Origin of the sequence: Pseudomonas sp. K8 (genome assembly GCF_014889455.1) — a bacterium.
GTDB classification, from domain to species: domain Bacteria; phylum Pseudomonadota; class Gammaproteobacteria; order Pseudomonadales; family Pseudomonadaceae; genus Aquipseudomonas; species Aquipseudomonas veronii.
Genome location: NZ_VJWO01000041.1, coordinates 15,547 through 38,103 on the forward strand (window position 1 = coordinate 15,547; position 22,557 = coordinate 38,103).

Here is a 22,557-nt window from a genome sequence, read left to right on the forward strand (position 1 = left end):
CGCCTCACAAAACCGCTTTCGGGTAAGAGCCCAGCACCTTGAGTGCCACGGCTTCCTGACTGATTTTCTCGAGCACGCTTTTGACCAGCGGATCGCGGTGATGGCCGATGAAGTCGATAAAAAACACGTAGGTCCATTTACCGCTGCGCGAAGGACGAGTCTCGATGCGCGTCAGGTCAATCCCGTTGTCGTGGAACGGCACCAGCAGTTCATGCAGCGCGCCGGGCTTGTTGCTCATGGAGACGATAATCGAGGTCTTGTCGTCGCCAGTCGGCGGCACTTCCTGGCTGCCGATCATCAAAAAGCGCGTGGAGTTGTCCGGGCGGTCTTCGATTTTTTCGGCCAGGCGCGTCAGGCCGTACAGGCCCGCCGCCATATCGCCGGCAATCGCCGCCGAGTTCCACTCGCCCTTGACCCGCTTGGCCGCTTCGGCGTTGCTGGACACCGCCACGCGCTCGACATTCGGGTAATGGGCATCCAGCCACTTGCGGCACTGGGCCAGGGACTGGGCGTGGGAGTAGATGCGGCTGATGCTGTCGGTCTTGGTGTTTTCACCCACCAGCAAATGGTGGTGGATGCGCAGCTCGACTTCGCCGCAGATCACCATGTCGTGCTCAAGGAAGCTGTCCAGGGTGTGGTTGACCGCGCCTTCGGTGGAGTTTTCCACCGGCACCACGCCAAAATTCACCGCGCCGGCCGCCACTTCACGGAACACTTCGTCGATCGCTGCCATCGGCTTGCTGATCACCGCGTGGCCGAAGTGCTTCATCGCCGCCGCCTGGGTGAAGGTGCCTTCCGGGCCGAGGTAAGCCACTTTCAGCGGCTGCTCGAGCGCCAGGCAGGAAGACATGATTTCACGGAACAACCGCGCCATCTCTTCGTTACCCAACGGCCCCTTGTTGCGCTCCATCACGCGCTTGAGCACCTGGGCTTCACGTTCCGGACGGTAGAACACCGGCACTTCGCCTTCCGCCAGGGACGCCATCTTCACCCGCGCCACTTCCTGGGCACAGCGCGCGCGCTCGCTGATCAGCTCCAGGACTTTCTCGTCCAGGCTGTCAATGCGTACACGCAGGGCCTTGAGTTCTTGCTCAGACATTAGCCGTGTTCCTTTTCGAACTCTGCCATGTAGGCCACCAACGCGTTGATGGCATTGATATCGACAGCGTTATAGATGGAGGCGCGCATGCCGCCCACCGAACGGTGACCCTTGAGGTTCAGCAGGCCGCGCGCCTCGGCACCGGCCAGGAACGGCTTGTCCAGACGGTCGTCGGCCAGGCGGAACGGAACGTTCATCCACGAGCGGTCGGTCAGGTTGATCGGGTTGCTGTACAAACCGCTGGCGTCGATGAAGTCGTACAGGGTGCGCTTCTTCACTTCGTTGAGCTTGCCCATGGCGGCAACGCCGCCCTGCTCTTTGAGCCACTCGAACACCAGGCCCGAGAGGTACCAGGCAAACGCCGGCGGCGTGTTGTACATCGAGCCGTTGTCGGCCGCGACCTTGTAGTTGAGCATGGTCGGGCACAGCGAGCGGGCGCGACCGAGCAGGTCTTCACGGACGATGTTGACTAGGATGCCGCTCGGGCCGATGTTCTTCTGCGCGCCGGCGTAGATCATGCCGTACTTGGACACATCGATCGGCCGCGAGAGAATGTCCGAGGACATGTCGCACACCAGCGGCACGTCACCCACTTGCGGCACCCAGTCGAATTCCAGGCCGCCGATGGTTTCGTTGGCCACGTAGTGTACGTAGGCCGCGTCCTTCGACAGCTTCCACTCGTTCTGACCTGGAATCGCGAAGTAATCGTAAGGCTTGGCGGTACCGGCGACGTTGACGTTGCCGTAGCGCGCAGCTTCTTCGATGGCTTTCTGCGACCAGATACCGGTATCGATGTAATCGGCCGTGCCGTCTTCGGGCAGCAGGTTCAGCGGCACCTGGGCGAACTGCTGGCTCGCGCCGCCCTGCAGGAACAGCACTTTGTAGTCGGAGGGAATGTCCAGCAAGTCGCGCAGGTCCTGCTCGGCCTTGGTGGCGATGGACACGAACTCATCACTGCGATGGCTCATTTCCATCACAGAGAGGCCTTTTCCATGCCAATCGAGGAGTTCACCCTGCGCGCGCTGCAGGACTGCTTCAGGAAGCGCCGCGGGACCGGCACAGAAGTTATAGGCTCTCTTGCTCACATCCAATCTCACTCTGATCTGGTGGGGGTGGTGCAATAAATCGAATATTAACTGCTAACGCTGCCTGTAGGAGCGGGCTTGCCCGCGAAAAACGTCAACGATAACGCGTGCATCCTGGATAAACGCGGTGATCTTGCGTTTTTCGCGGGCAAGCCCGCTCCTACAGGGGGAGCATTGATATTTCAAAGGTGACAAACAACAAGGGGCGAATCTTCATCCGCCCCCCTGTTTGTCCGCTTATTCCTGCGGTTCTTCTTCGTCTGCGGCAGCGTCGAGGGTCGGCTCGTCGACGCTGTCATCGCCGGTTGCGATCACCTCGCCGTCAAATGCCTCGCCTTCCAGCTCTTCGCCTTCGACTTCCGACGGTTCCTGGACGCGTTCCAAGCCAACCAGCGTTTCGTCGTTGGCCAGCTTGATCAGCGTCACGCCCTGGGTGTTACGGCCCAGGCTCGATACTTCGGCGACACGGGTACGCACCAGGGTGCCCTGGTCGGAAATCAGCATGATCTCCTCGCCATCGAGCACCTGTACCGCGCCGACCAGACGGCCGTTGCGGTCGTTGCTGACCATGGCGATAACGCCCTGGCCGCCACGCTTGTACTCCGGGAACTCGCTGATGGCGGTGCGCTTGCCATAACCACGCGCCGAAGCGGTGAGGATCTGGCTGCCTTCTTCCGGGATCAACATGGAAATCAGCTTCTGCCCTTCCGGCAGGCGCATCCCACGCACACCGCGGGCGGTACGGCCCATGGCACGCACGTCGGATTCTTTGAAGCGCGTCACTTTGCCGCCATCGGAGAACAGCATGACTTCACGCTCGCCATCGGTGATGGCTGCGGAGATCAACACGTCGCCTTCATCCAGCTCCAGGGCGATCAGGCCCACGCTGCGTTGACGGCTGAAGGATTCCAGCGGGGTCTTCTTCACGGTGCCCTTGGCGGTGGCCATGAAGATGAAGTGACCTTCGGTGTATTCATCGACCGGCAGCATGGTGGTGATGTACTCATCACTGTCCAGCGGCAGCAGGTTGACCAGCGGACGCCCACGGGCGGCACGGGAGGCTTCCGGGATTTCGTAGGTTTTCAGCCAGTACACCTTGCCCTTGCTGGAGAACAGCAGCAGCGTGGTGTGGCTGTTGGCGACCAGCAGGTGAGCGATGTAGTCCTCATCCTTGACGCCGGTAGCCGATTTGCCTTTACCGCCACGACGCTGGGCCTGGTACGCAGCCAATGGCTGGGTCTTGGCATAGCCACCGTGGGAGATGGTCACGACGCGCTCTTCTTCCGGGATCATGTCACCCAGGGTCAGGTCGAGACGCGCATCGAGGATTTCGGTGCGGCGCACGTCGCCGTATTCGGCGCGGATCACTTCCAGTTCTTCGCGGATCACTTCCATCAGGCGCACGGCGCTGTTGAGAATGCGGATCAGCTCGCCGATCTGGTTGAGGATCTCCTGGTACTCGGCCAGCAGCTTCTCGTGCTCCAGACCGGTCAGGCGGTGCAGGCGCAGTTCGAGGATCGCCTGGGCCTGTTCCGGCGACAGGAAGTACTTGCCGTCGCGCAGACCGTATTGCGGGTCGAGGGTCTCGGGACGGCAGGAATCGGCGCCGGCGCGTTCAACCATCGCCACCACGGCGCTGGATTCCCACGGCATCTTGATCAGCGCTTCCTTGGCTTCCGACGGGGTCGGCGAAGCCTTGATCAGGGCGATGACCGGGTCGATGTTCGACAGCGCAACCGCCTGGCCTTCCAGGATGTGGCCGCGCTCGCGGGCCTTGCGCAGTTCGAACACGGTGCGGCGGGTCACGACTTCGCGACGGTGACGGACGAAGGCTTCCAGCAGATCCTTGAGGTTCAGGATGCGCGGGCGACCGTCGATCAGGGCCACGACGTTGATACCGAACACGCTTTGCAACTGGGTCTGGGCGTAGAGGTTGTTGAGGATCACCTCAGGCACTTCGCCACGACGCAGCTCGATCACGACGCGCATACCGTCCTTGTCGGACTCGTCGCGCAGCTCGGTGATGCCTTCGAGCTTCTTCTCCTTGACCAGCTCGGCGATCTTCTCGATCAGACGCGCCTTGTTCAACTGGTAAGGCAGCTCGGTGATGACGATCTGCTGGCGGCCACCGACCTTGTCGATGTCTTCGATGATCGAGCGGGCGCGCATGTAAATGCGGCCACGGCCGGTGCGATAGGCTTCGATGATGCCGGCGCGACCGTTGATGATCGCGGCGGTCGGGAAGTCCGGGCCCGGGATGTATTGCATCAGCTCATCGACGGTCAGCTCGGGGTTGTCGATGAGGGCCAGGCAACCGTCGATGACTTCACCGAGGTTGTGCGGCGGGATGTTGGTGGCCATGCCCACGGCGATACCGCTGGAGCCGTTGACCAGCAGGTTGGGAATACGGGTTGGCATGACCGCCGGGATCATTTCGGTGCCGTCGTAGTTCGGCACCCAGTCCACGGTTTCTTTGTGCAGGTCGGCCAGCAGCTCGTGCGCCAGCTTGGTCATGCGGACTTCGGTGTATCGCATGGCCGCGGCGTTGTCGCCGTCGACCGAACCGAAGTTGCCCTGGCCGTCTACCAGCAGGTAGCGCAGGGAAAACGGCTGGGCCATCCGAACGATGGTGTCGTACACCGCAGTGTCGCCGTGAGGGTGATACTTACCGATCACGTCACCGACAACACGGGCAGATTTCTTGTACGGCTTGTTCCAGTCGTTACCCAGCTCGCTCATCGCGAACAGCACACGCCGGTGCACGGGCTTCAAGCCATCGCGCGCATCAGGCAGTGCCCGACCGACAATTACGCTCATCGCGTAGTCGAGGTAGGACTGTTTCAGCTCGTCTTCGATATTGACCGGGAGGATTTCTTTGGCCAGTTCGCCCATGAGAAGCCTGATTCCTTTTTCGGGTGAAACCTCGTCACATCCATATGGGACGAACGAAGCTCGCCGCTGCCGGCATGGTGCCTGGCAACGACTTACGACAAATCAACGAGTTATGACACGGATCTGCACGTTAAAGGCAGCCCCTCGGGGCGACCCTGGAAACCGCCGGATGTTATCACAATCGCCGCCACGCACCTATCCCCCTGACGGGCATGGAGCATAGTAAGTTGACGGATGACAGGCTTGAGGGCGACGAGAGGGGCTTAGAGCCGGGGTGGTGCTGTTTTTGCGCGGCAGATCCGAAGAAACCATGGCCTTTCAAGGCCAATCGGGAGCAAGCCCCCTGCCACACTCAAATTGTGAACACAGTCAAATGTGGGAGGGAGCTTGCTCCCGATGGCAATCTAACAACCACCAAAGCCCTCAATGCAGGCGTTTACGGCACATCAACTTGGCGAGCTTGGCCGTGTCAGGCCGTTCGACAACACCCTTTTCGGTCACGATCACGTCGATCAAGTCGGCCGGGGTCACATCAAACACCGGATTGAAGGCATTCACATCCGCAGCAAAACGCTGCCCGGCGACGTCCAGCAACTCGCCCGCAGCGCGCTCTTCCAGGGCCACGTCGTCGCCGGAGGCCATCATCAGGTCCAGGGTCGAACTCGGCGCCACCACCATAAAACGCACGCCATGGTGCATGGCGCACACCGCCAATTGATAAGTGCCGATCTTGCCGATCACATCACCGTTGGCCGCAATGCAGTCGGCACCGACGATCACCCAGGTCACGCCTTTGGTCTTGAGGATATGCGCGCCCGCCGAGTCGGCATTGACCGTGACGGGCAGCCCCTCGCCAGCCAATTCCCACGCCGTCAGCCGCGAACCTTGCAACCATGGCCGGGTTTCGTTGACATAGACCTGCTCGACCAGACCCTCCAGGAAGGCCGCGCGGATCACGCCGAGGACCGTGCCGACGCCTCCCGTGGCCAGGGCGCCTGCGTTGCCATGGGTCAGGATCGCCTGGGCGTTGCCCTGGTGCTTGCGAATCCGCTCGACGCCCAACTGGGCCATGACGACGTTGGCTTCGCGGTCGCTCTCATGGATCGCGATGGCTTCGGCCTCCAGCACCGCCAGCGGGTCGGCGTGCTGTTTGAGACGGTCCAGGCGGTCGCGCATGCGTTTGAGGGCCCAGAGCAGGTTTGCGCCGGTCGGGCGGGTATCGGCCAAAAGTGCGTAGTCTTCTTCCCATCCAGCCTGCCAGTCATCGCCCTCGGCGATCCGTTCGCGGGCGGCGAGTACCAGGCCGTAGGCGGCACTGATGCCGATGGCTGCCGCGCCGCGCACGACCATCGAGCGTATGGCCGCGGCCACTTCATCGACCGTGGAGCAGGTCACCCAGCTTTCCCGGGACGGCAAAACACGCTGGTCGAGCAGGTGCAGTGCGCCATCGCGCCAATCGATGGCCTTCACTTTCTCCGCAGCCAACAGTCGATCGCGCATCCCTCACCCCGCACTCATGAACAAAAGCCGCCGATTATAGCGATCCGCCAGCCAGGACGCTCGGGTATACTTCGCCCTTCTTTTATTGCTGCCCGGGAAGAAGCCTGCGATGACCTCCACTGCCGCCCCGCTCGACTTATTGCTACTGCCGACGTGGCTGGTACCTGTCGAACCCGCCGGCGTGGTGCTCAAGGAGCATGGCCTGGGCATCCGCGACGGGCGCATTGCCTTTATCGGCCCGCGGGCCGCGGCACTGAAACTTTCCGCCAGTGAAGTGCGCGAGCTGCCGGGCATGCTGCTCAGCCCCGGCCTGATCAACGCCCACGGCCACGCGGCGATGACCCTGTTTCGCGGCCTGGCCGATGACCTGCCGCTGATGACCTGGCTGGAAAAACACATCTGGCCCGCCGAGACCAAGTGGGTCGATGAAGCCTTCGTGCGCGACGGCACCGACCTGGCCATCGCCGAACAGCTCAAGGGTGGCATTACTTGCTTCTCGGACATGTACTTCTTTCCCAAGGTCGCCAGTGATTGCGTCCACAACAGCGGGATGCGCGCGCAGATCGCGATTCCGATCCTCGACTTCCCGATTCCCGGCGCCAGCAGCGCCGACGAGGCGATTCGCCAGGGCATCGAGTTGTTCGGCGACCTCAAGCATCACCCGCGCATCAAGATCACCTTCGGCCCCCACGCGCCCTACACCGTAAGCGACGCCAACCTGGAAAAGATCCGGGTGATCGCCGAGGAGCTGGACGCGGCGATCCATATGCATGTGCACGAGAGCGCGTTCGAGGTACAACAGTCTGTCGAGCAGACCGGCGAACGCCCATTGGCGCGCCTCGGCCGGCTTGGCCTGCTGGGCCCGCGCTTTCAGGCCGTTCACATGACCCAAATCAGCGAGGACGACCTGGCTTTGCTGGTAGAAAGCAACACCAGCGTCATCCATTGCCCGGAATCGAACCTGAAACTGGCCAGCGGCTTCTGCCCGGTGGAGCGTCTGTGGCAGGCTGGCGTCAATGTGGCCATCGGTACCGACGGCGCCGCCAGCAACAATGACCTCGACCTGCTGGGCGAAACCCGTACCGCTGCGATGCTGGCCAAGGCCGTCTCCGGTTCGGTGACCGCCCTGGATGCCCATCGCGCCTTGCGCATGGCGACCCTCAACGGCGCCCGCGCCATGGGCCTGGAGGGCGAGATTGGCTCGCTGGAGGTCGGCAAGGCGGCGGATATCGTCGCCTTTGATCTTTCGGGGCTGGCGCAACAACCGATCTACGATCCGGTCTCACAGCTTATATATGCCACCGGACGCGATAGCGTGAAACACCTTTGGGTCGCCGGCAAGCAGTTGCTCGACAACCGGCAATTGACCCGCATGGATGAACCACAGTTGATCGCCATGGCCATTGCCTGGGGCCAGCGCATCAGCGGGCACCGCGAATAACGCCGGTCCTGAACCCGGGTTCAGGGCTGACAAACCGATTTATCCGATTTAGAGGAACCACCATGAGCAACGTCGACCACGCCGAAATCGCCAAATTCGAAGCCCTGGCCCACCGCTGGTGGGACCGCGAAAGCGAGTTCAAACCCCTGCACGACATCAACCCGCTGCGGGTCAACTGGATTGACGAACGCATCAACCTGGCCGGCAAGAAGGTGCTGGACGTCGGTTGCGGCGGCGGCATCCTCAGCGAAGCCATGGCCCAGCGCGGCGCCACCGTGCTGGGGATCGACATGGGCGAAGCGCCGTTGGCCGTGGCCCAGTTGCATCAGCTGGAATCCGGGGTGAACGTCGAATACCGCCAGATCACCGCCGAAGCCCTGGCCGAGGAAATGCCCGAGCAGTTCGACGTGATCACCTGCCTGGAAATGCTCGAACACGTACCGGACCCCTCCTCGGTGATCCGCGCCTGCTTCCGCATGGTCAAGCCCGGCGGCCAGGTGTTTTTCTCCACGATCAACCGCAACCCCAAGGCCTACCTGTTCGCGATCATCGGCGCCGAATACATCATGAAGCTGCTGCCGCGCGGCACCCACGACTTCAAGAAATTCATCCGCCCTTCCGAGCTGGGCGCCTGGAGCCGTCAGGCCGGGCTGAGCGTCAAAGACATCATCGGCCTGACCTACAACCCGCTGACCAAGCACTACAAGCTGGCCAGCGACGTCGACGTCAACTACATGATCCAGACCCTGCGCGAGGAGTAAGCCTGTGAAGTTGCGAGCGGTTCTCTTCGATATGGACGGTACCCTGCTGGACACTGCGCCGGACTTTATCGCCATCTGCCAGGCGATGCGCGCCGACCGTGACCTGGCGCCGATCAACGACCAGCATATCCGCGATGAAATCTCCGGCGGCGCGCGGGCGATGGTCGCCGTGACCTTCTCGATGGACCCGGAATCCCCGGGCTTTGAAGAACTGCGCCTGGAGTTCCTCGAGCGCTACCTCAAGGGCTGCGCGATCCACAGCGCGTTGTTCGACGGGATGGCCGAGCTGCTGGCAGACATCGAAAAGTCCAAGCTGATCTGGGGCGTGGTCACCAACAAACCGTTGCGGTTTGCCGAGCCGATCATGCAGCAACTGGGCCTGGCCGAGCGCTCGGCGCTGCTGATCTGCCCAGACCACGTGACGAACAGCAAGCCACACCCGGAGCCGTTGATCCTGGCGTGCCAGATGCTCAACCTGGACCCGGCCAGCGTGCTGTTCGTCGGCGATGACCTGCGCGACATCGAGTCCGGCCGCGACGCCGGCACCCGCACGGCGGCGGTCACCTATGGCTACATCCACCCGGACGACAACCCGCGCCACTGGGGCGCAGATGTGGTGGTGGATCACCCGCTGGAATTGCGCAAGGTGCTGGATAACGCGCTGTGCAGTTGCTGATGGTCTACCGGTCTTGCTGACCTATGAAGATCCAATGTGGGAGGGAGCTTGCTCCCGATTGCGGTGGTTCAGTCAATGAATGTGTTGAATGACACACTGCAATCGGGGGCAAGCCCCCTCCCACAGGGGATCTTCAGTGTTTTCCAGCTCGGTGTTGGTCACCTAGTGAATTTTGTCGAGGCTATTTATGTTTGATTACTCTGCACGTCCCGAACTGCTCAAAGGCCGCGTCATCCTGGTGACCGGTGCCGGTCGCGGGATTGGCGCGGCGGCGGCGAAAACCTATGCCGCCCATGGCGCGACCGTGCTGTTGCTGGGCAAGACCGAAGCCAACCTGGCCCAGGTGTACGACGAGATCGAAGCCGCCGGCCACCCGCAACCGGTGGTGATCCCGTTCAACCTGGAGACCGCCCTGCCCCATCAATACGATGAGCTGGCGGCGATGATCGAAAAGGAATTTGGCCACCTCGACGGCCTGCTGCACAACGCCTCGATCATCGGCCCACGCACGCCGATCGAGCAGTTGTCCGGTGAGAACTTCATGCGGGTGATGCACATCAACGTCAACGCGATGTTCATGCTGACCAGCACGCTGTTGCCGCTGCTCAAGCTGTCCCAGGACGCCTCGGTGGTGTTCACCTCCAGCAGCGTCGGGCGCAAGGGCCGGGCGTATTGGGGTGCCTATGGCGTATCGAAATTCGCCACCGAAGGCCTGATGCAAACCCTGGCCGACGAGCTCGACACCGTTGCGCCAGTACGGGCCAACAGCATCAACCCCGGCGCCACGCGCACCAGCATGCGGGCCCAGGCGTACCCGGGGGAAAACCCGGCCGACAACCCGGCGCCGGAAGACATCATGCCGGTGTACCTGTACCTGATGGGGCCGGACAGCAGCGGGATCAACGGGCAAGCGTTCGACGCGCAGTAACGGCCGACACATGTGGGAGGGGGCTTGCCCCCGATAGCGGTGGGTCAGTCACAGATGCAGTGACTGACACCCTGCTATCGGGGGCAAGCCCCCTCCCACATTTATTTAGCGGTGTTCTTTAGTTTTTCACGACTTCCTCGAGGGTGAAGCGACCCAGTGGGTTTTGCAGGAAGTTGCTCACATTCTTGCGTGAGATGTTGATGTACGGGCTGTAATACAGGTCGATCCAGTTCACATCCTGTTTCGCCAGTTTCTGCAGGTCGACATACATCTGCTCACGCTTGGCCGGGTCGGCCTCGATGCGTGCGGCGGCGACCAGTTCCTTGACCTTGTCGTTCCTGTAACGGGTCATGTAGTTCTGGTTGGTGTCGTGGCCCAGCACGAAGGTGGTCTTCTGGTCCGGGTCGAGGATGTCGTTGGTCCAGTACATCACCGAAATATCGTACTCACCGTCCACCAGCATCTGCCAGCTTTGGGTCGGGTCGACTTTCTGCAGGTTGGCCGTCACGCCGACCTTGGCCAACTGGTCCTTGATGATCACCGCGATCTGCTCGTCGGCTTCGTTGCCGGCGTTGACCACGTAGTTCAACTTCAAGTCCTTGGCACCGGCGTCGGCCAGCAGTTTCTTCGCCGCGGTAGGGTCATACGGGCGCTGCAGGTTGTTGGCGTAGTGGTACAGCGAACCTTTGGGGATGTAGGAATAAGCCACAGTGCCTTGACCGTAAGTGGCCGTCTTCACCAGCGATTGTTTATCGATGGCCATGTCCAGCGCCTGGCGTACTTCCGGCTTGGCCAGCAGGCCGTGCTCGTGGTTGATCAGCAGGTGATCTTCACGGGTGGACGGGTCGGAATGGATCACCACGTTTTTGTCTTTCTTCAGTTCTTCAACCCGGGAGAACGGTACGAAGATCGCCGTGTCCAGCTCGTTGTTCTGCACCATACGCATGCGCGTGTTGTCGTCGGTCACCGAGACCCACTCCACGCCATCCAGGCTGACGTTCCCGGCCTGCCAGAAGTTAGGGTTTTTCTTCAGGATCACCCGATCGCCCTTGCGCCACTCGCCCACGGTAAACGCGCCGGAGGTCACCGGGTTTTCCGCGTAGGCGTCTTCGCCCATTTTGCTCATGGCCTTTTCTGACAGGATCGACACCGTCGGCGACGCCAGTTGCGAGAGGAACGCGACCGCCGGGGTCTTCAGCGTCACCACCAGGGTTTGCGGGCCGGCGGCCTTGGCCGTGTCGATCAGGCTGAATGGGTCGCTCCACAGCGAAGCCTTGTTGTCGCGGATGCGCAACAGGCTGAACGCCGCATCCTCTGCGGTGATCGGCGAGCCATCCGAGAACTTCGCCGCACGCAGCTTGAACGTGTAGGTCAGACCGTCCTTGGAAATCTCCCAGCTTTCAGCCAGCCCCGGCTCCATCTTGGTGCCCAGGTTGTCCACGCGCACCAGGGTGTCGTAGACGTTGGCAAAGACCCAGGTGTCGCGGTTTTGCGCGCTTTTGATCGGATCAAACGTGGTGCTGTCTTCCCGGCAACCGATGGTGAGAACACCGGCGGCCTGGGCAAGACCGGCGGTCAGCGACCAGGCGGTCAATGTGGCGGCGGCGAGCAACTTCAAGTGGCGCGATTGCATGTCATAACTCCTTGTTTATAACGGCGGTTGTTCAAGAATGGCAGGGGGTCAAAGCAAAGGTTCTTCAAGCACGCAACTGTACCGATGCTCGTGCAGGAAATGGGTCGGCGGCAACACCACGGAACACATGGCCTGGGCATACCGGCAACGCGGGTGAAAAGCACAACCTGTAGGCAAATTCAGCGGGCTCGGCGGCTCGCCGGGCAAGGGTTCCGTGGGCAACGGCCGATGCGGATCGATCTCGGGAATCGCCTGGATCAACGCCGCCGTATACGGGTGACGCGGTGAAGTGAAGACCGCTTCCACCGGCCCCTCCTCGACGATCTGGCCCAGGTACATCACCGCCACGCGGTCGCACAGGCGGCGCACGATGGCCAGGTCATGGGCGATGAACAGGATCGCCAGGTTTATGCGCCGTTGCAGTTCCAGCAACAGGTTGATGATCTGCCCCTGGATCGAGACATCCAGTGCCGCCACGCATTCATCGGCAACGATCAAGCGCGGCTCCACCGCCAGCGCCCGGGCGATGCCCACCCGCTGGCACTGGCCGCCGCTGAGGGAGCCGGGCTTGCGAGCGGCCAATTCAGGGCGCAGGCCGACCAGCTCGAGCAATTCGTCGACACGCCGCGCGATCTGCTGCGGCGCGACTTTGCGCTGCACCCGCAACACTTCGGCAAGGGTTTCGCCGATGGTGTGGCGTGGGGTCAGCGCGGCATACGGGTCTTGGAAGATCATCGCGGTTTCATGGCGCAGGCGGGCGATATCGACGGCGCTGCCGTGGGCCATGTCGATGCCGTCGAACAACACCTGCCCGGCGCTGATCGGGTTGAGGTGCAGAATCGCCCGGCCGAGGGTACTTTTGCCGCTGCCGGATTCGCCCACCAGGCCCAGGGTCTCGCCCGCCGCCAGGTTCAGCGACACACCGTTGACCGCCCTCACCCACTGTTTGTGCAGGCCGAACATCCCGCTGCCGGACGCGGCAAACCGCACCTCCAGGTCCTTGATCTGCAACAGGCTCATGGGCGATCTCCCAACGGATAGTGACAGGCCACCCGCGCACCTTCCGGCAAGCGTTCGCGACACAGGCTGCCGACTTGCGGGCAACGCGGGTGGAAGCGGCACCCGACGGGCAACGCATCGAGCAACGGCGGCTGGCCAGCAATGGTGCGCAGCAAGGCGTGGCCGCTGCTGTGGGCCGGCTGGCAATCGATCAGCCCCGCGGTGTACGGGTGTCGGGGATGGGCGAGCAACTCGTATTTGCTGGCGTGCTCGCACAGGCGCCCGGCGTACATCACCGCGATGGTGTCGCAGGTTTGCGCCACCACGCCGAGGTCGTGAGTGATCATGATGATCGACAAGCCACGCTGGTCGCGCAGCTCCAGCAACAGCCGCAGGATTTGCGCCTGCACGGTCACATCGAGGGCCGTGGTGGGTTCGTCGGCAATCAGCACTGTCGGGTTGCAGCCCAATGCCACGGCGATCATGGCGCGCTGGCGCATGCCGCCGGAAAACTCGTGGGGGTAGTTGTCGACCCGTGCCTGGGGATCGGGAATGCCCACTTGGCGCAACACCTCGATGGCCTGCCGGCGCGCGTCTTTTTTCGACGCGCCTTGATGCAGGCGGATGCCCTCGGCGATCTGTTCGCCGATACGCATCAGCGGGTCGAGGTGGCTGCTGGGGTTCTGGAAGATCATGCCCAATTGCCCGCCACGGATTGCGCGCATGCCTGCGTCGTCCAGTGGCAGCAAGTCCTGGCCGGCCAGGCGCACCGCGCCGCCCTGCACGCGCAGGTTGGGCGACGGCAACAGGCGGATCAGCCCGCGACAGGCCATGGTCTTGCCCGAGCCGCTTTCGCCTACCAGGCCGAGGATCTCGCCTTCGGCCAGGTCGAAGGAGACGCGGTCGACCAGGGTCACGTCGCGCCCGGCATTGTTGGCGATCACGCTCAGGTCGCGCACTTGCAGCAGGCTCATGGGCGCTCTCCCAACACTTGCGCCACGCCATCGGCCAGCAGGCTGAAGCCCATGGCCAGGGTCACGATGGCCAGCCCCGGAAAGGTGCAGATCCACCAGGCGGTGGTAATGAAGGCCTGCCCTTCGGCGACCATCGTCCCCCACTCGGCGGTCGGCGGTTGCACGCCCAGGCCCAGGTAACTCACCGCTGCGCCGTTGAGCAGCACCAGTACCGCGTCAGACATGGAAAACACAATCGAGCCAAACATCGCATTCGGCAGCAAGTGCCGGAACAGAATGCGCCCATGGCCAAAGCCGAGGCTTTTGGCCGCCAGGGCGAAGTCACTTTCCTTGAGCACCAGGATCTGCGAGCGGATCAACCGCGCATACGACACCCAGCCCACCAGCGCCATGGCGATATAGAAACTCTTCAAGCCCGGACCGAGGATGGCCATGATTGCCAGCATCAACACCAGGAACGGGAACGCCAGGATCACGTCGATGACGCGCATGCAGACGCTGTCGAAACGCCCGCCGATATAGCCGGAGACTGCGCCGATAAAGGTACCGATCATGAACGGGAAGATCACCCCGACAATCGCCAATTGCAGGTCGATGCGTGCGCCCCAGATCACCCGCGAGAGAATATCGCGGCCATAATTATCCGTACCGAAGGGATGGCCCAGGCTCGGCCCGAGCAAGCTGAGATCGGTGTTCTGCGCGATCGGGTCGAACGGCGCGAGCCACGGCGCAAACAACGCCAGGCCCAGCCACGTCAACAGAATCAGCAAACCCCACGCGGCGGTCAGCCGCCCGTCGCGCAAGCCAAAGCGCAGGCGCAAGCGCCATGGCGCGATCAGTGGACGAGTGCTCATTGCATCTTCACCCGTGGGTCGAGGGCGACGGTCACCACATCCGCGACGAAGTTGACCACCACCGTCGCACAGGCCAGCACCATGGCCACGCCCTGCACCACCATGTAGTCACGGGTAAAGATGCCGCGCACCAGTAACTGGCCGATGCCGGGAATGGCGAACAGGCTTTCGATGACCACCGTGCCGCTGATCAGCCAACCAATATTCACCGCCAGCAGGTTGACCGTCGGCACCAGGGAATTGGGTAGCACATGCCGGCGAAACACCGCCGCTTCCGACAACCCGCGCGCCCGGGCGGCGGTGACATGGTCCGCCTGCAATTCCATCAACATGCTCGCCCGCAGGTTGCGCACCAGCACCGCCGACAGGGCCAGGGCGATGGTCAGGCACGGCAGGACCATATGGTGCGCCTTGTCCAGCCAGGTGCGACCGTAGCCGGACACCGGAAACAGGCCCCATTGCACGCTAAGCAGCAGGATCAGCATCAACCCCAGCCAAAATGCCGGCATGCCCAGGCCGACGGTGGTGAACACGCGGATCAGGTTGTCCGCCCAGCCGCCTTTGCGCCGCGCCGCGACGGTGGCCAGCGGCACTGCGATCAGCAGCGCCAGCAGCACACTGCCAAGCACCAGCACCAGGGTCGGCTCGATACGGGTGACGATCAGCTTCAACGCGTCGACCTTGTACAACAGCGATTGGCCGAGGTCGCCCTTGAGCAGGTTTTTCAAGAAGTAAAAATATTGCAGCCACAGCGGCTGGTCGAGCCCGAACTGTGCGCGGATCTTCAGCAACGCATCCGGCGTGCTGCGCGAGCCGAGCAGCGCGCGCGCCGGGTCACCGGGAATCGAGCGCACCAGCACGAAGGTGATCAGGCTGATGCCGAACAGCACCGGCAGCAATTGCAGCGGCCGGGTCAGCACGAAGCGGTAGCGCGCCAGGTTCATCCGTCAGCCTCGGTGACGAGCGAGGAAGTCCAGCAGTACCGGGAAGTACGCCTGGGGCTCTTCGTAAAATGGCATATGGCTGCTGTTGCGGAACACATGCAATTCGGCGTGCCGGGCGGCCAGTTTCATGCGCAGGGCGCAGGCCGGGGTGAGCTCGTCGTGCTGGCCGGTGGTGATCAGCATCGGCATGTTGAAATCGGCCATCTCGGCGATGCGGTTCCAGTCCTTGAGGTTGCCGATATACAGAAATTCGTTGGGGCCCTGCATGGTTGCGTAGGGCCCCATGTTCCAGTCGTCAAGGGAGCGCCGGAGCGGCGCCGGCCATTCGTCCAGGCGGCACACATGGCGATAATTGAGCAAGGTGATCGCGGCCTGGTACTGCGGATGATCCAGCGTCCCCATGGCTTCATGGCGCTGCATCATCGCCACGGTTTCACTGCCGAGGGCGCCGCGCAGGCGTTCGAGTTCCTGGGAGAGGTGCGGAATGTCGCCGACGGTGTTTTCCAGGATCAGGCTTTTCAGCGCATAGGGGTAATGGATGGCGTATTCGATGCCCAGCCAGCCGCCCCAGGAATGCCCGAGCAAATGCACACGACCCAGGCCCAGGGTTTGGCGCACGGTTTCGACTTCTTCGACATAACGGCCGATTTCCCACAGGGAAACATCGGTCGGTCTGGCTGAAGCACCGGTGCCAAGCTGGTCGAATGCAACCACTCGCAGGTCATGCTCTTTGAGCCAGCCATGGGCGTCGCGCAAATAGTCACACGGTAGCCCCGGCCCGCCGTTGAGGCACAACAGCACCTCATCGCCTTCGCCAAAGCTGTAGACCGCGAGGTCATGGCCATCGACTTGCACGGTGTACTGCTGGTCGGGGGCTATTTCACGCCACATGCATACGTTCCTTGTGTGGTATCGGCCTGGCGGGTTGCGGCGGCTTATGAGGCCATAAGCTACCGAGGATGCCGTGCATCCATAACCTAGTATTTCTTATAGGTTTGGCCTGGCAGTCCTTCGCCGGGGCGTGGCATTCTACTTGCAGTAAGTCGAGATTCATATGAATTCGGGAGCAGAACGGATGCTGGCCAAGCTAACTGCCTTCAATCACCGTCTCATGCCGGGCAGGAGCCTGGACGAGCAGATGGACAACGCGTTTATCCTAGCCCAACAGTTGGGTTTCGATGCACTGGTGTATGACTACTCGCCGGTGCCCATCGACCTCAACGGCACGTTGATCACACCTTCGGTGCTGCAACTGCGCAACACGCCTTCCGATTGGCATGCCTTGTGGTGCAGCGAAGGGTTCTACCAGATCGATCCGGTGCAGCACCTGGCCTTGAATACGGTGTCGCCGTTTGTCTGGTCCTACGAGGCCAAGGCGCAGACGGCGCTGCAGAAGATCATCGACCCGTGCCACGCCCCCGTCTCGTCTTACCTGCATGACCAGCAACTGACCTGCGGCGTCAGCGTGCCGATTCATCTGCCCCGGGGCGGCTTCGCATCGTTGACCGGCTTGCGCACCGGCAAGGCGCATACGGTGCTGGAGGACGCGCAACAGAGCTTGTCGGATTTCGGCCTGATTTCCCATGCGCTGCAGGAAGCGGCCTACCCACTGTTCAGCAATGAACTACGCACCTACCCGCATATCCGTCTGACCAAACGCGAGCGCGAGTGCCTGAAATGGGCCGCCGACGGCCTGACCGCCGCCGAAATCGCCACGCAGCTGAGCCGCTCGCTGGCGGTCGTTACCCTGCATCTTGCCTCGGCAATGCACAAACTGGGGGCGAAAAATCGCGTACAGGCCGTGGTGCGCGCCACTCATTACCGCCTGCTGGAAGATTGACCCTTCGGCAAAACCTAGCTGTTTTGCTAGTTACCTAAACGTCGCGCGCCGATTATCGTGTCCCTGATACTTTTTTTTCAAAGCAGGATACGAAATGGAATTCATCGAAAAAGTCCGCGAAGGGTTTGCGCCCTTCGGCCCCTATCAGACCTGGTATCGCGTCACCGGCGACCTGGCCTCGGGCCGTACACCGCTGGTGATCATCCACGGCGGTCCCGGCTGCACCCATGATTACGTCGATGCCTTCAAGGACGTCGCCGCCAGCGGTCACGCCGTCATCCACTACGACCAACTGGGCAACGGCCGCTCCACGCACTTGCCCGACAAAGCCCCGTCCTTCTGGACTGTCAGCCTGTTCCTCGACGAACTGAACAACCTGCTGGACCACCTGCAAATCAGCCAGGACTACGCGATTCTCGGGCAATCCTGGGGCGGCATGCTCGGCAGCGAACACGCGATTCTGCAACCCAAGGGCCTGCGTGCGTTTATCCCGGCCAACTCGCCCACCTGCATGCGTACCTGGGTCAGCGAAGCCAACCGCCTGCGTCAGCTGCTGCCCGAAGGCGTGCATGAAACCCTGCTCAAGCATGAAGCCGCCGGCACCTACCAGGACCCGGAATACCTCGCCGCCTCGCGGATTTTCTACGACCAGCACGTCTGCCGGGTCAACCCATGGCCGGACGAGGTTGCGCGCACGTTCGCCCAGGTCGATGCAGACCCGACCGTGTACCACGCCATGAGCGGCCCGACCGAGTTCCATGTGATCGGCAGTTTGAAGGACTGGAACGTGATTGGCCGTCTGTCGGCAATCAAGGTGCCGACCCTGGTGATCTCCGGCCGGCATGACGAAGCCACACCGTTGGTGGTCAAGCCGTTCCTGGATGAAATCGCGGATGTGCGCTGGGCGCTGTTTGAAGACTCCAGCCACATGCCCCATGTCGAAGAGCGCCAGGCGTGCATGGGGACAGTGGTGAAGTTTTTGGATGAGGCCTGTTCAGTGCCGCACAAGGCCCTCAAAGCAAGCTGACGAGCAATGTGGCAGCGGGCTTGCTCATGATGGCGGTGGTTCAGTCAGCGCCTGACCGCCATCGCGAGCAAACCCGCTGCCACCGTTTTAAACCTCGCTGGTCTCGGCCTTCGCGGTTTTTCTCGGCACCTCGGCCACCAGTGGAATCTCCTTGCCTTCGGCATCGAACAGCTTGCCGCCCCTGAAGTAATCGCCTTCGCGCAAGACGGCCACATCCTGGAAACACAGGCTGCGCTCAGTCCCGGCCACAAACACCGACTGCTGGTCCGAATTGCCGGCGGTGAAGTGGTTGAACGCCAGGTTCAGCAAGATCGCCATGATCGCCGACGAACTGATGCCCGAATGGAAAATGGTCGCGAACCAGTTGGGAAAATGATCGTAGAAGCTCGGCGCGGCAATCGGGATCATGCCGAAACCGATGGACGTGGCCACGATGATCAGGTTCATGTTGTTGCGATAATCCACCTTGGACAGTGTGCGAATACCGCTGGCCGCCACGGTGCCGAACAACACGATCCCGGCACCACCCAACACCGAGGTCGGCACTGCCGCAATCACCCGCCCCATGAACGGCAGCAGGCCGAGGACGACCAGGAACAACCCGCCTGTCGCGACCACAAAACGACTTTTCACCCCGGTGACCGCCACCAGGCCGACGTTCTGGGCGAACGCGCTCTGGATAAACGAACCAAAGATCGGCGCGAACAGGCTCGACAGCATGTCGGCACGCAAGCCATTGCCCAGGCGTTTGGAGTCGACTTTGGTGTCGATGATCTCACCCACGGCCAGGATGTCCGCCGAAGTCTCCACCAGCGTCACCATCACCACAATGCACATGGAAATGATCGCGGCCACATGGAAGGTCGGCATGCCGAAATGGAACGGCGTGGGGAAGCCGAACATCGGCCCCTGGGTCACGCCGGAAAAGTCCGCCATGCCCAGGAACACCGCAATCACGGTGCCGATCACCATCGCCAGCAGGATCGATAACCGCGAGATCGTCGCGCTGCCGATCTTGCTCAGCAACAACACCAGCAACAGGGTCAACGCGGCCAGGCCGACGTTCGCCATGCTGCCGAAATCCGCCGCACGGCTGTTGCCGCCCATGGCCCAGCGTGCGGCTACCGGCATCAGCGTCAGGCCGATGGTGGTGATCACAATGCCGGTCACCAACGGCGGGAAAAACTGGGTGATCCGCGAGAACACCGGCGTGATCAGCAGCCCGATAAACGACGCAGCCATCACCGCCCCGAGAATCGCCGGCACCCCACCGGCGCCATCACTGCCGACAATCGCCACCATCGTCGCCACGCCGGCAAACGACACGCCCTGCACCAGCGGCAACTGACAACCAAAGAACGGCAGGCCAAGGGTTTGCAACAACGTGGCCAGGCCGCCGGCAAACAGCGACGCGGCGATCAACAGGCCGATATCCGCCGGCGACAACCCGGCCGCCTGGCCGACGATCAACGGTACGGCAACGATGCCGCCGTACATGGTGAGCACATGCTGCAGGCCGTAAGCCATGTTGGCGGCGACGCCGAGATTCTCATCTTCGGGTCGTTGCGATGACGCCTTCGGGATAGTCATGGTGAGGGGTTCTCTATTTTTGTTGTGGCGCCACTGTATGCAATACAGAGACTAGATGTCCATAGAGTTGTATACAATCATTCGGACAAGATACCCTCCACCGGCGTTACAAAAACAATCCGGCCGTCATGAGCCAGAACGCCATAGGACCTAAAACAATGAAAAAGGCATTACAGGGCGCAACCGTTGCATTGACCCTCCTCGGCGGCGGGGAGGCTGTCGCGCTGGAATGGATGAACAACAGCGTAGGATTTCGCTACGGCCAGCAATTCACCAACCCGAACAACCCCGACGCATTCAGCAAGCGCATCTACAGCGTCACCCACGCCAGTGGCTACCAGTACGGCAGCAACTTTCTGAACCTCGATGTGTTTTTGTCCGACAGCCGCGACCCGCGCAAGGGCACCGACCACGGCGGCAGTGAGGTGTATGCGGTATACCGACACCAGTTGTATGCCTCTCGCGTTTTCGATACGCCGCTGGGCACCGGGCTGATCAAGGACTACGCCCTGACCCTGGGCTTCGATGCCAACCGCAACAACAACTTTGCCTCGGCGAAAAAACGCGCGCTGGTGCTCGGCCCGACCTTGAAGTTCAACACCGTCGGCGTGCTGGACCTGAGCCTGATGTATTACAAAGAACGCAATCACAGCGGGATTCCCGGCGCGAAAGAGTCGGACCATACCTTCGACGACACCTACATGCTCAACCTGACGTGGATGCGTCCGTTCGAGATCGGCAGCCACGCGGCCAAGTTCCAGGGGTTTATCAACCATGTCGGCAACAAGGGCGAGGACTTCCACGGCCGCGATACCGCAGCGGAAACGCTGATGCGTAGCGCGCTGATGGTCGCGGTGCGACCCGGCAAGCGCGTAACGCCGAACCTGTACCTCGGAGTGGGCTACGAGTACTGGCATAACAAGTTCGGTGTGGACGGCGGTCGGGGCAGTCGCACGTCGACACCCACGCTGAACATGGAAGTGACGTTCTAAGATTTACCGCTCAAGACACTGAAAAGGCCGCAATCAAGTGTGGGGGTTGGCTTGCCTGCGATCGCATCGGCTCGGTAAACCTGATGCAGCGCAGCGCAGGCAATCCAGCACCCACCTGTCAGATCAAGCATTCGCCAACTGCGAATCATCGGTTTTCGGCCGCGCCAACCAGTAACCCAGCACCGCCAGCGGCGCGGTCGCCAGCATCACGATCACGGTGATCAGCAGCGGCTGCTCGAGCATCGACGACACCAACAGGCTGCTGAGAAAACACAGGCCCAGTTGCAGGGTGTTTTGCAGCGCCGCTGCCTTGCCGGAGTTTTCCGCAAACGGCATCAGCGCATTCGCCACCACGATGGGATAACTGGCGCCGTTGACCAGCGCCATCAGGCAGAACGGGATCAGCAAGGTGGTCAGGGTCGGCACGCTCAAGGTGGCGACCAGGTACAACGCCAGCATGCTGATGCAGTAGGCCACCAGCAGCCAGGGCAACAGCGTCTTGCCCTGGAAACGCTGCAACGCGCTGCGGCAGCTGTAGCCTCCGATCAGGAACGCGAGGGTCGGCAGCACATAACTCAGACCAATGTCATTCGGGCTGTAGCCCATATCGCCGAGGATGAACGGCGAGGCGGTCAACCAGGCGAAGAAACTGGCGGAGCAGGCAGCAAAGATCATGACGTTGCCGGTGAACACGCGGGAGCCGAGCAATTGTCCATAACCGAGGCGCGTCGGTTCGCCTTCCTCCGCCAGCCGTTTCGGCGCGGTGCGCAGGAACAGAGTCGGCAGCAGCAACAGCAGCGACACGCCCAGCAACACCGCGAAAATCGCCTGCCAGCCGAAGTGATTCAGCACCATGGCCCCCAACAGCGGCGCCAGGGCCGGCGACAACGACATCAGCGGCATGATGCTGGCGAACACGCGGTGAGCCTTGTCGGCCGGGTAGCGGTCAATCACCAGTGCCTGCCAGCTCACGGCGGCGGAACACACGCCAATCGCCTGGATAAAACGCAGTGCCAGCAGTTGCGTGGCGGTCTCGACCCAGAACATGCCGACGCAACCCAGCACGAACAGGCTCAGGCCCGTGAGCAGGATCGGTTTGCGCCCCAATCGGTCAGACAACGGCCCCCACAACAACTGCCCCACGGCAAAGCCCGCGAGGAAAATACTCAAGCTGGCGCCCACCGCGCCCGCGCCGATGTGTAATTGCTCGCCCATGGCACCGAACGCCGGCAAGTACATGTCCATGGCGAGATAACCGAGCATGCTCAGCCCCGCCAGGTACCAGGTGAAACCAAAAGAATTTTTCATTGAAGCCTTGTTGA

Annotated in this window: 19 protein-coding genes; 7 read left to right on the forward strand and 12 right to left on the reverse strand. The window is 61.9% G+C overall.

Features of this window, described 5'->3' with window-relative positions:
- Positions 1–4: 4 nt before the first annotated feature.
- The 4 genes from pheA to mtnA all read right to left on the reverse strand — a co-directional run bounded on the left by pheA (position 5) and on the right by mtnA (position 6,576).
- The gene (pheA, locus tag INT12_RS23030; RefSeq protein WP_017848851.1) at positions 5–1,099 is read right to left on the reverse strand and encodes a prephenate dehydratase; all 1,095 of its coding nucleotides are present in this window, start codon (positions 1,097–1,099) and stop codon (positions 5–7) included.
- A complete protein-coding gene (serC, locus tag INT12_RS23035; protein WP_026140261.1) occupies positions 1,099–2,184 on the reverse strand; it encodes a 3-phosphoserine/phosphohydroxythreonine transaminase in 1,086 nt (361 codons plus the stop codon). Before serC ends, pheA begins: the two co-directional genes overlap by 1 nt.
- Positions 2,185–2,421: 237 nt before the next feature.
- Positions 2,422–5,076: a DNA gyrase subunit A gene (gene gyrA, locus INT12_RS23040; RefSeq protein ID WP_017848853.1), complete on the reverse strand. Its 2,655-nt coding sequence runs from the start codon at positions 5,074–5,076 to the stop codon at positions 2,422–2,424.
- A 423-nt stretch (positions 5,077–5,499) separates the two neighbouring features.
- Positions 5,500–6,576 carry an S-methyl-5-thioribose-1-phosphate isomerase gene (gene mtnA, locus INT12_RS23045; RefSeq protein ID WP_193059030.1) on the reverse strand — a complete coding sequence of 359 codons (1,077 nt, stop codon included), beginning with the start codon at positions 6,574–6,576 and terminating at the stop codon, positions 5,500–5,502.
- Between the two features lie 109 nt (positions 6,577–6,685).
- Here mtnA and INT12_RS23050 point away from each other — a divergent pair, with 109 nt between their 5' ends.
- The 4 genes from INT12_RS23050 to INT12_RS23065 all read left to right on the forward strand — a co-directional run bounded on the left by INT12_RS23050 (position 6,686) and on the right by INT12_RS23065 (position 10,382).
- Positions 6,686–8,017 carry a TRZ/ATZ family hydrolase gene (locus tag INT12_RS23050; RefSeq protein WP_102618381.1) on the forward strand — a complete coding sequence of 444 codons (1,332 nt, stop codon included), beginning with the start codon at positions 6,686–6,688 and terminating at the stop codon, positions 8,015–8,017.
- Between the two features lie 62 nt (positions 8,018–8,079).
- On the forward strand, positions 8,080–8,778 hold the full coding sequence (ubiG, locus tag INT12_RS23055; RefSeq protein WP_017848856.1) for a bifunctional 2-polyprenyl-6-hydroxyphenol methylase/3-demethylubiquinol 3-O-methyltransferase UbiG: 699 nt from the start codon (positions 8,080–8,082) through the stop codon (positions 8,776–8,778).
- 4 nt (positions 8,779–8,782) lie between these two features.
- A complete protein-coding gene (mupP, locus tag INT12_RS23060; protein ID WP_026140262.1) occupies positions 8,783–9,454 on the forward strand; it encodes an N-acetylmuramic acid 6-phosphate phosphatase MupP in 672 nt (223 codons plus the stop codon).
- A 187-nt stretch (positions 9,455–9,641) separates the two neighbouring features.
- Positions 9,642–10,382: a YciK family oxidoreductase gene (locus INT12_RS23065; RefSeq protein ID WP_017848858.1), complete on the forward strand. Its 741-nt coding sequence runs from the start codon at positions 9,642–9,644 to the stop codon at positions 10,380–10,382.
- A gap of 118 nt (positions 10,383–10,500) precedes the next feature.
- Here INT12_RS23065 and INT12_RS23070 read toward each other — a convergent pair whose 3' ends face one another.
- From INT12_RS23070 to INT12_RS23095, 6 genes are read right to left on the reverse strand one after another with little or no spacing between them, the layout of a single operon-like run.
- A complete protein-coding gene (locus tag INT12_RS23070) occupies positions 10,501–12,015 on the reverse strand; it encodes an ABC transporter substrate-binding protein (protein ID WP_017848859.1) in 1,515 nt (504 codons plus the stop codon).
- Between the two features lie 48 nt (positions 12,016–12,063).
- Complete coding sequence (locus tag INT12_RS23075; protein ID WP_193059031.1) at positions 12,064–13,035, reverse strand: ABC transporter ATP-binding protein; 972 nt, start codon at positions 13,033–13,035, stop codon at positions 12,064–12,066.
- Entirely contained in the window at positions 13,032–13,988 is a 957-nt protein-coding gene (locus INT12_RS23080; protein ID WP_079443132.1) for an ABC transporter ATP-binding protein, read from the reverse strand. The genes INT12_RS23075 and INT12_RS23080 overlap by 4 nt, the downstream gene beginning before the upstream one ends.
- Entirely contained in the window at positions 13,985–14,842 is an 858-nt protein-coding gene (locus tag INT12_RS23085; protein WP_017848862.1) for an ABC transporter permease, read from the reverse strand. The genes INT12_RS23080 and INT12_RS23085 overlap by 4 nt, the downstream gene beginning before the upstream one ends.
- Positions 14,839–15,786, reverse strand: a complete 948-nt coding sequence (locus INT12_RS23090) for an ABC transporter permease (RefSeq protein WP_046384288.1) — start codon at positions 15,784–15,786, stop codon at positions 14,839–14,841. The genes INT12_RS23085 and INT12_RS23090 overlap by 4 nt, the downstream gene beginning before the upstream one ends.
- Positions 15,787–15,789: 3 nt before the next feature.
- Positions 15,790–16,677, reverse strand: coding sequence for a proline iminopeptidase-family hydrolase (locus tag INT12_RS23095; RefSeq protein ID WP_193040511.1), 888 nt, complete (start codon positions 16,675–16,677; stop codon positions 15,790–15,792).
- A gap of 184 nt (positions 16,678–16,861) precedes the next feature.
- On the opposite strand from INT12_RS23095, the gene INT12_RS23100 reads away from it, so the two are divergent.
- Positions 16,862–17,626 (forward strand): LuxR family transcriptional regulator, encoded by a 765-nt coding sequence (locus INT12_RS23100; RefSeq protein ID WP_017848865.1) that lies wholly within the window; start codon positions 16,862–16,864, stop codon positions 17,624–17,626.
- A gap of 94 nt (positions 17,627–17,720) precedes the next feature.
- Positions 17,721–18,653 carry a proline iminopeptidase-family hydrolase gene (locus INT12_RS23105; RefSeq protein WP_017848866.1) on the forward strand — a complete coding sequence of 311 codons (933 nt, stop codon included), beginning with the start codon at positions 17,721–17,723 and terminating at the stop codon, positions 18,651–18,653.
- 87 nt (positions 18,654–18,740) lie between these two features.
- Here the strand turns inward: INT12_RS23105 and INT12_RS23110 are convergent, their stop codons facing one another.
- A complete protein-coding gene (locus INT12_RS23110; RefSeq protein WP_193040510.1) occupies positions 18,741–20,243 on the reverse strand; it encodes a nucleobase:cation symporter-2 family protein in 1,503 nt (500 codons plus the stop codon).
- Positions 20,244–20,401: 158 nt separating this feature from the next.
- On the opposite strand from INT12_RS23110, the gene INT12_RS23115 reads away from it, so the two are divergent.
- On the forward strand, positions 20,402–21,235 hold the full coding sequence (locus tag INT12_RS23115; protein ID WP_046384292.1) for a hypothetical protein: 834 nt from the start codon (positions 20,402–20,404) through the stop codon (positions 21,233–21,235).
- Positions 21,236–21,358: 123 nt separating this feature from the next.
- Here the strand turns inward: INT12_RS23115 and punC are convergent, their stop codons facing one another.
- On the reverse strand, positions 21,359–22,543 hold the full coding sequence (punC, locus tag INT12_RS23120) for a purine nucleoside transporter PunC (RefSeq protein ID WP_017848869.1): 1,185 nt from the start codon (positions 22,541–22,543) through the stop codon (positions 21,359–21,361).
- Positions 22,544–22,557 lie beyond the last annotated feature (14 nt).

What these genes read in the sequence shown, in the direction of transcription:
- pheA (WP_017848851.1), bottom strand. Translation starts at nt 1,099, where the DNA reads ATGTCTGAGCAAGAACTCAAGGCCCTGCGTGTACGCATTGACAGCCTG.
- INT12_RS23105 (WP_017848866.1), top strand. Translation starts at nt 17,721, where the DNA reads ATGGAATTCATCGAAAAAGTCCGCGAAGGGTTTGCGCCCTTCGGCCCC.
- INT12_RS23110 (WP_193040510.1), bottom strand. Translation starts at nt 20,243, where the DNA reads ATGACTATCCCGAAGGCGTCATCGCAACGACCCGAAGATGAGAATCTC.
- INT12_RS23065 (WP_017848858.1), top strand. Translation starts at nt 9,642, where the DNA reads ATGTTTGATTACTCTGCACGTCCCGAACTGCTCAAAGGCCGCGTCATC.
- INT12_RS23115 (WP_046384292.1), top strand. Translation starts at nt 20,402, where the DNA reads ATGAAAAAGGCATTACAGGGCGCAACCGTTGCATTGACCCTCCTCGGC.
- INT12_RS23095 (WP_193040511.1), bottom strand. Translation starts at nt 16,677, where the DNA reads ATGTGGCGTGAAATAGCCCCCGACCAGCAGTACACCGTGCAAGTCGAT.
- INT12_RS23075 (WP_193059031.1), bottom strand. Translation starts at nt 13,035, where the DNA reads ATGAGCCTGTTGCAGATCAAGGACCTGGAGGTGCGGTTTGCCGCGTCC.
- INT12_RS23080 (WP_079443132.1), bottom strand. Translation starts at nt 13,988, where the DNA reads ATGAGCCTGCTGCAAGTGCGCGACCTGAGCGTGATCGCCAACAATGCC.
- INT12_RS23085 (WP_017848862.1), bottom strand. Translation starts at nt 14,842, where the DNA reads ATGAGCACTCGTCCACTGATCGCGCCATGGCGCTTGCGCCTGCGCTTT.
- ubiG (WP_017848856.1), top strand. Translation starts at nt 8,080, where the DNA reads ATGAGCAACGTCGACCACGCCGAAATCGCCAAATTCGAAGCCCTGGCC.
- INT12_RS23050 (WP_102618381.1), top strand. Translation starts at nt 6,686, where the DNA reads ATGACCTCCACTGCCGCCCCGCTCGACTTATTGCTACTGCCGACGTGG.
- mtnA (WP_193059030.1), bottom strand. Translation starts at nt 6,576, where the DNA reads ATGCGCGATCGACTGTTGGCTGCGGAGAAAGTGAAGGCCATCGATTGG.
- gyrA (WP_017848853.1), bottom strand. Translation starts at nt 5,076, where the DNA reads ATGGGCGAACTGGCCAAAGAAATCCTCCCGGTCAATATCGAAGACGAG.
- punC (WP_017848869.1), bottom strand. Translation starts at nt 22,543, where the DNA reads ATGAAAAATTCTTTTGGTTTCACCTGGTACCTGGCGGGGCTGAGCATG.
- INT12_RS23100 (WP_017848865.1), top strand. Translation starts at nt 16,862, where the DNA reads ATGCTGGCCAAGCTAACTGCCTTCAATCACCGTCTCATGCCGGGCAGG.
- INT12_RS23070 (WP_017848859.1), bottom strand. Translation starts at nt 12,015, where the DNA reads ATGCAATCGCGCCACTTGAAGTTGCTCGCCGCCGCCACATTGACCGCC.
- INT12_RS23090 (WP_046384288.1), bottom strand. Translation starts at nt 15,786, where the DNA reads ATGAACCTGGCGCGCTACCGCTTCGTGCTGACCCGGCCGCTGCAATTG.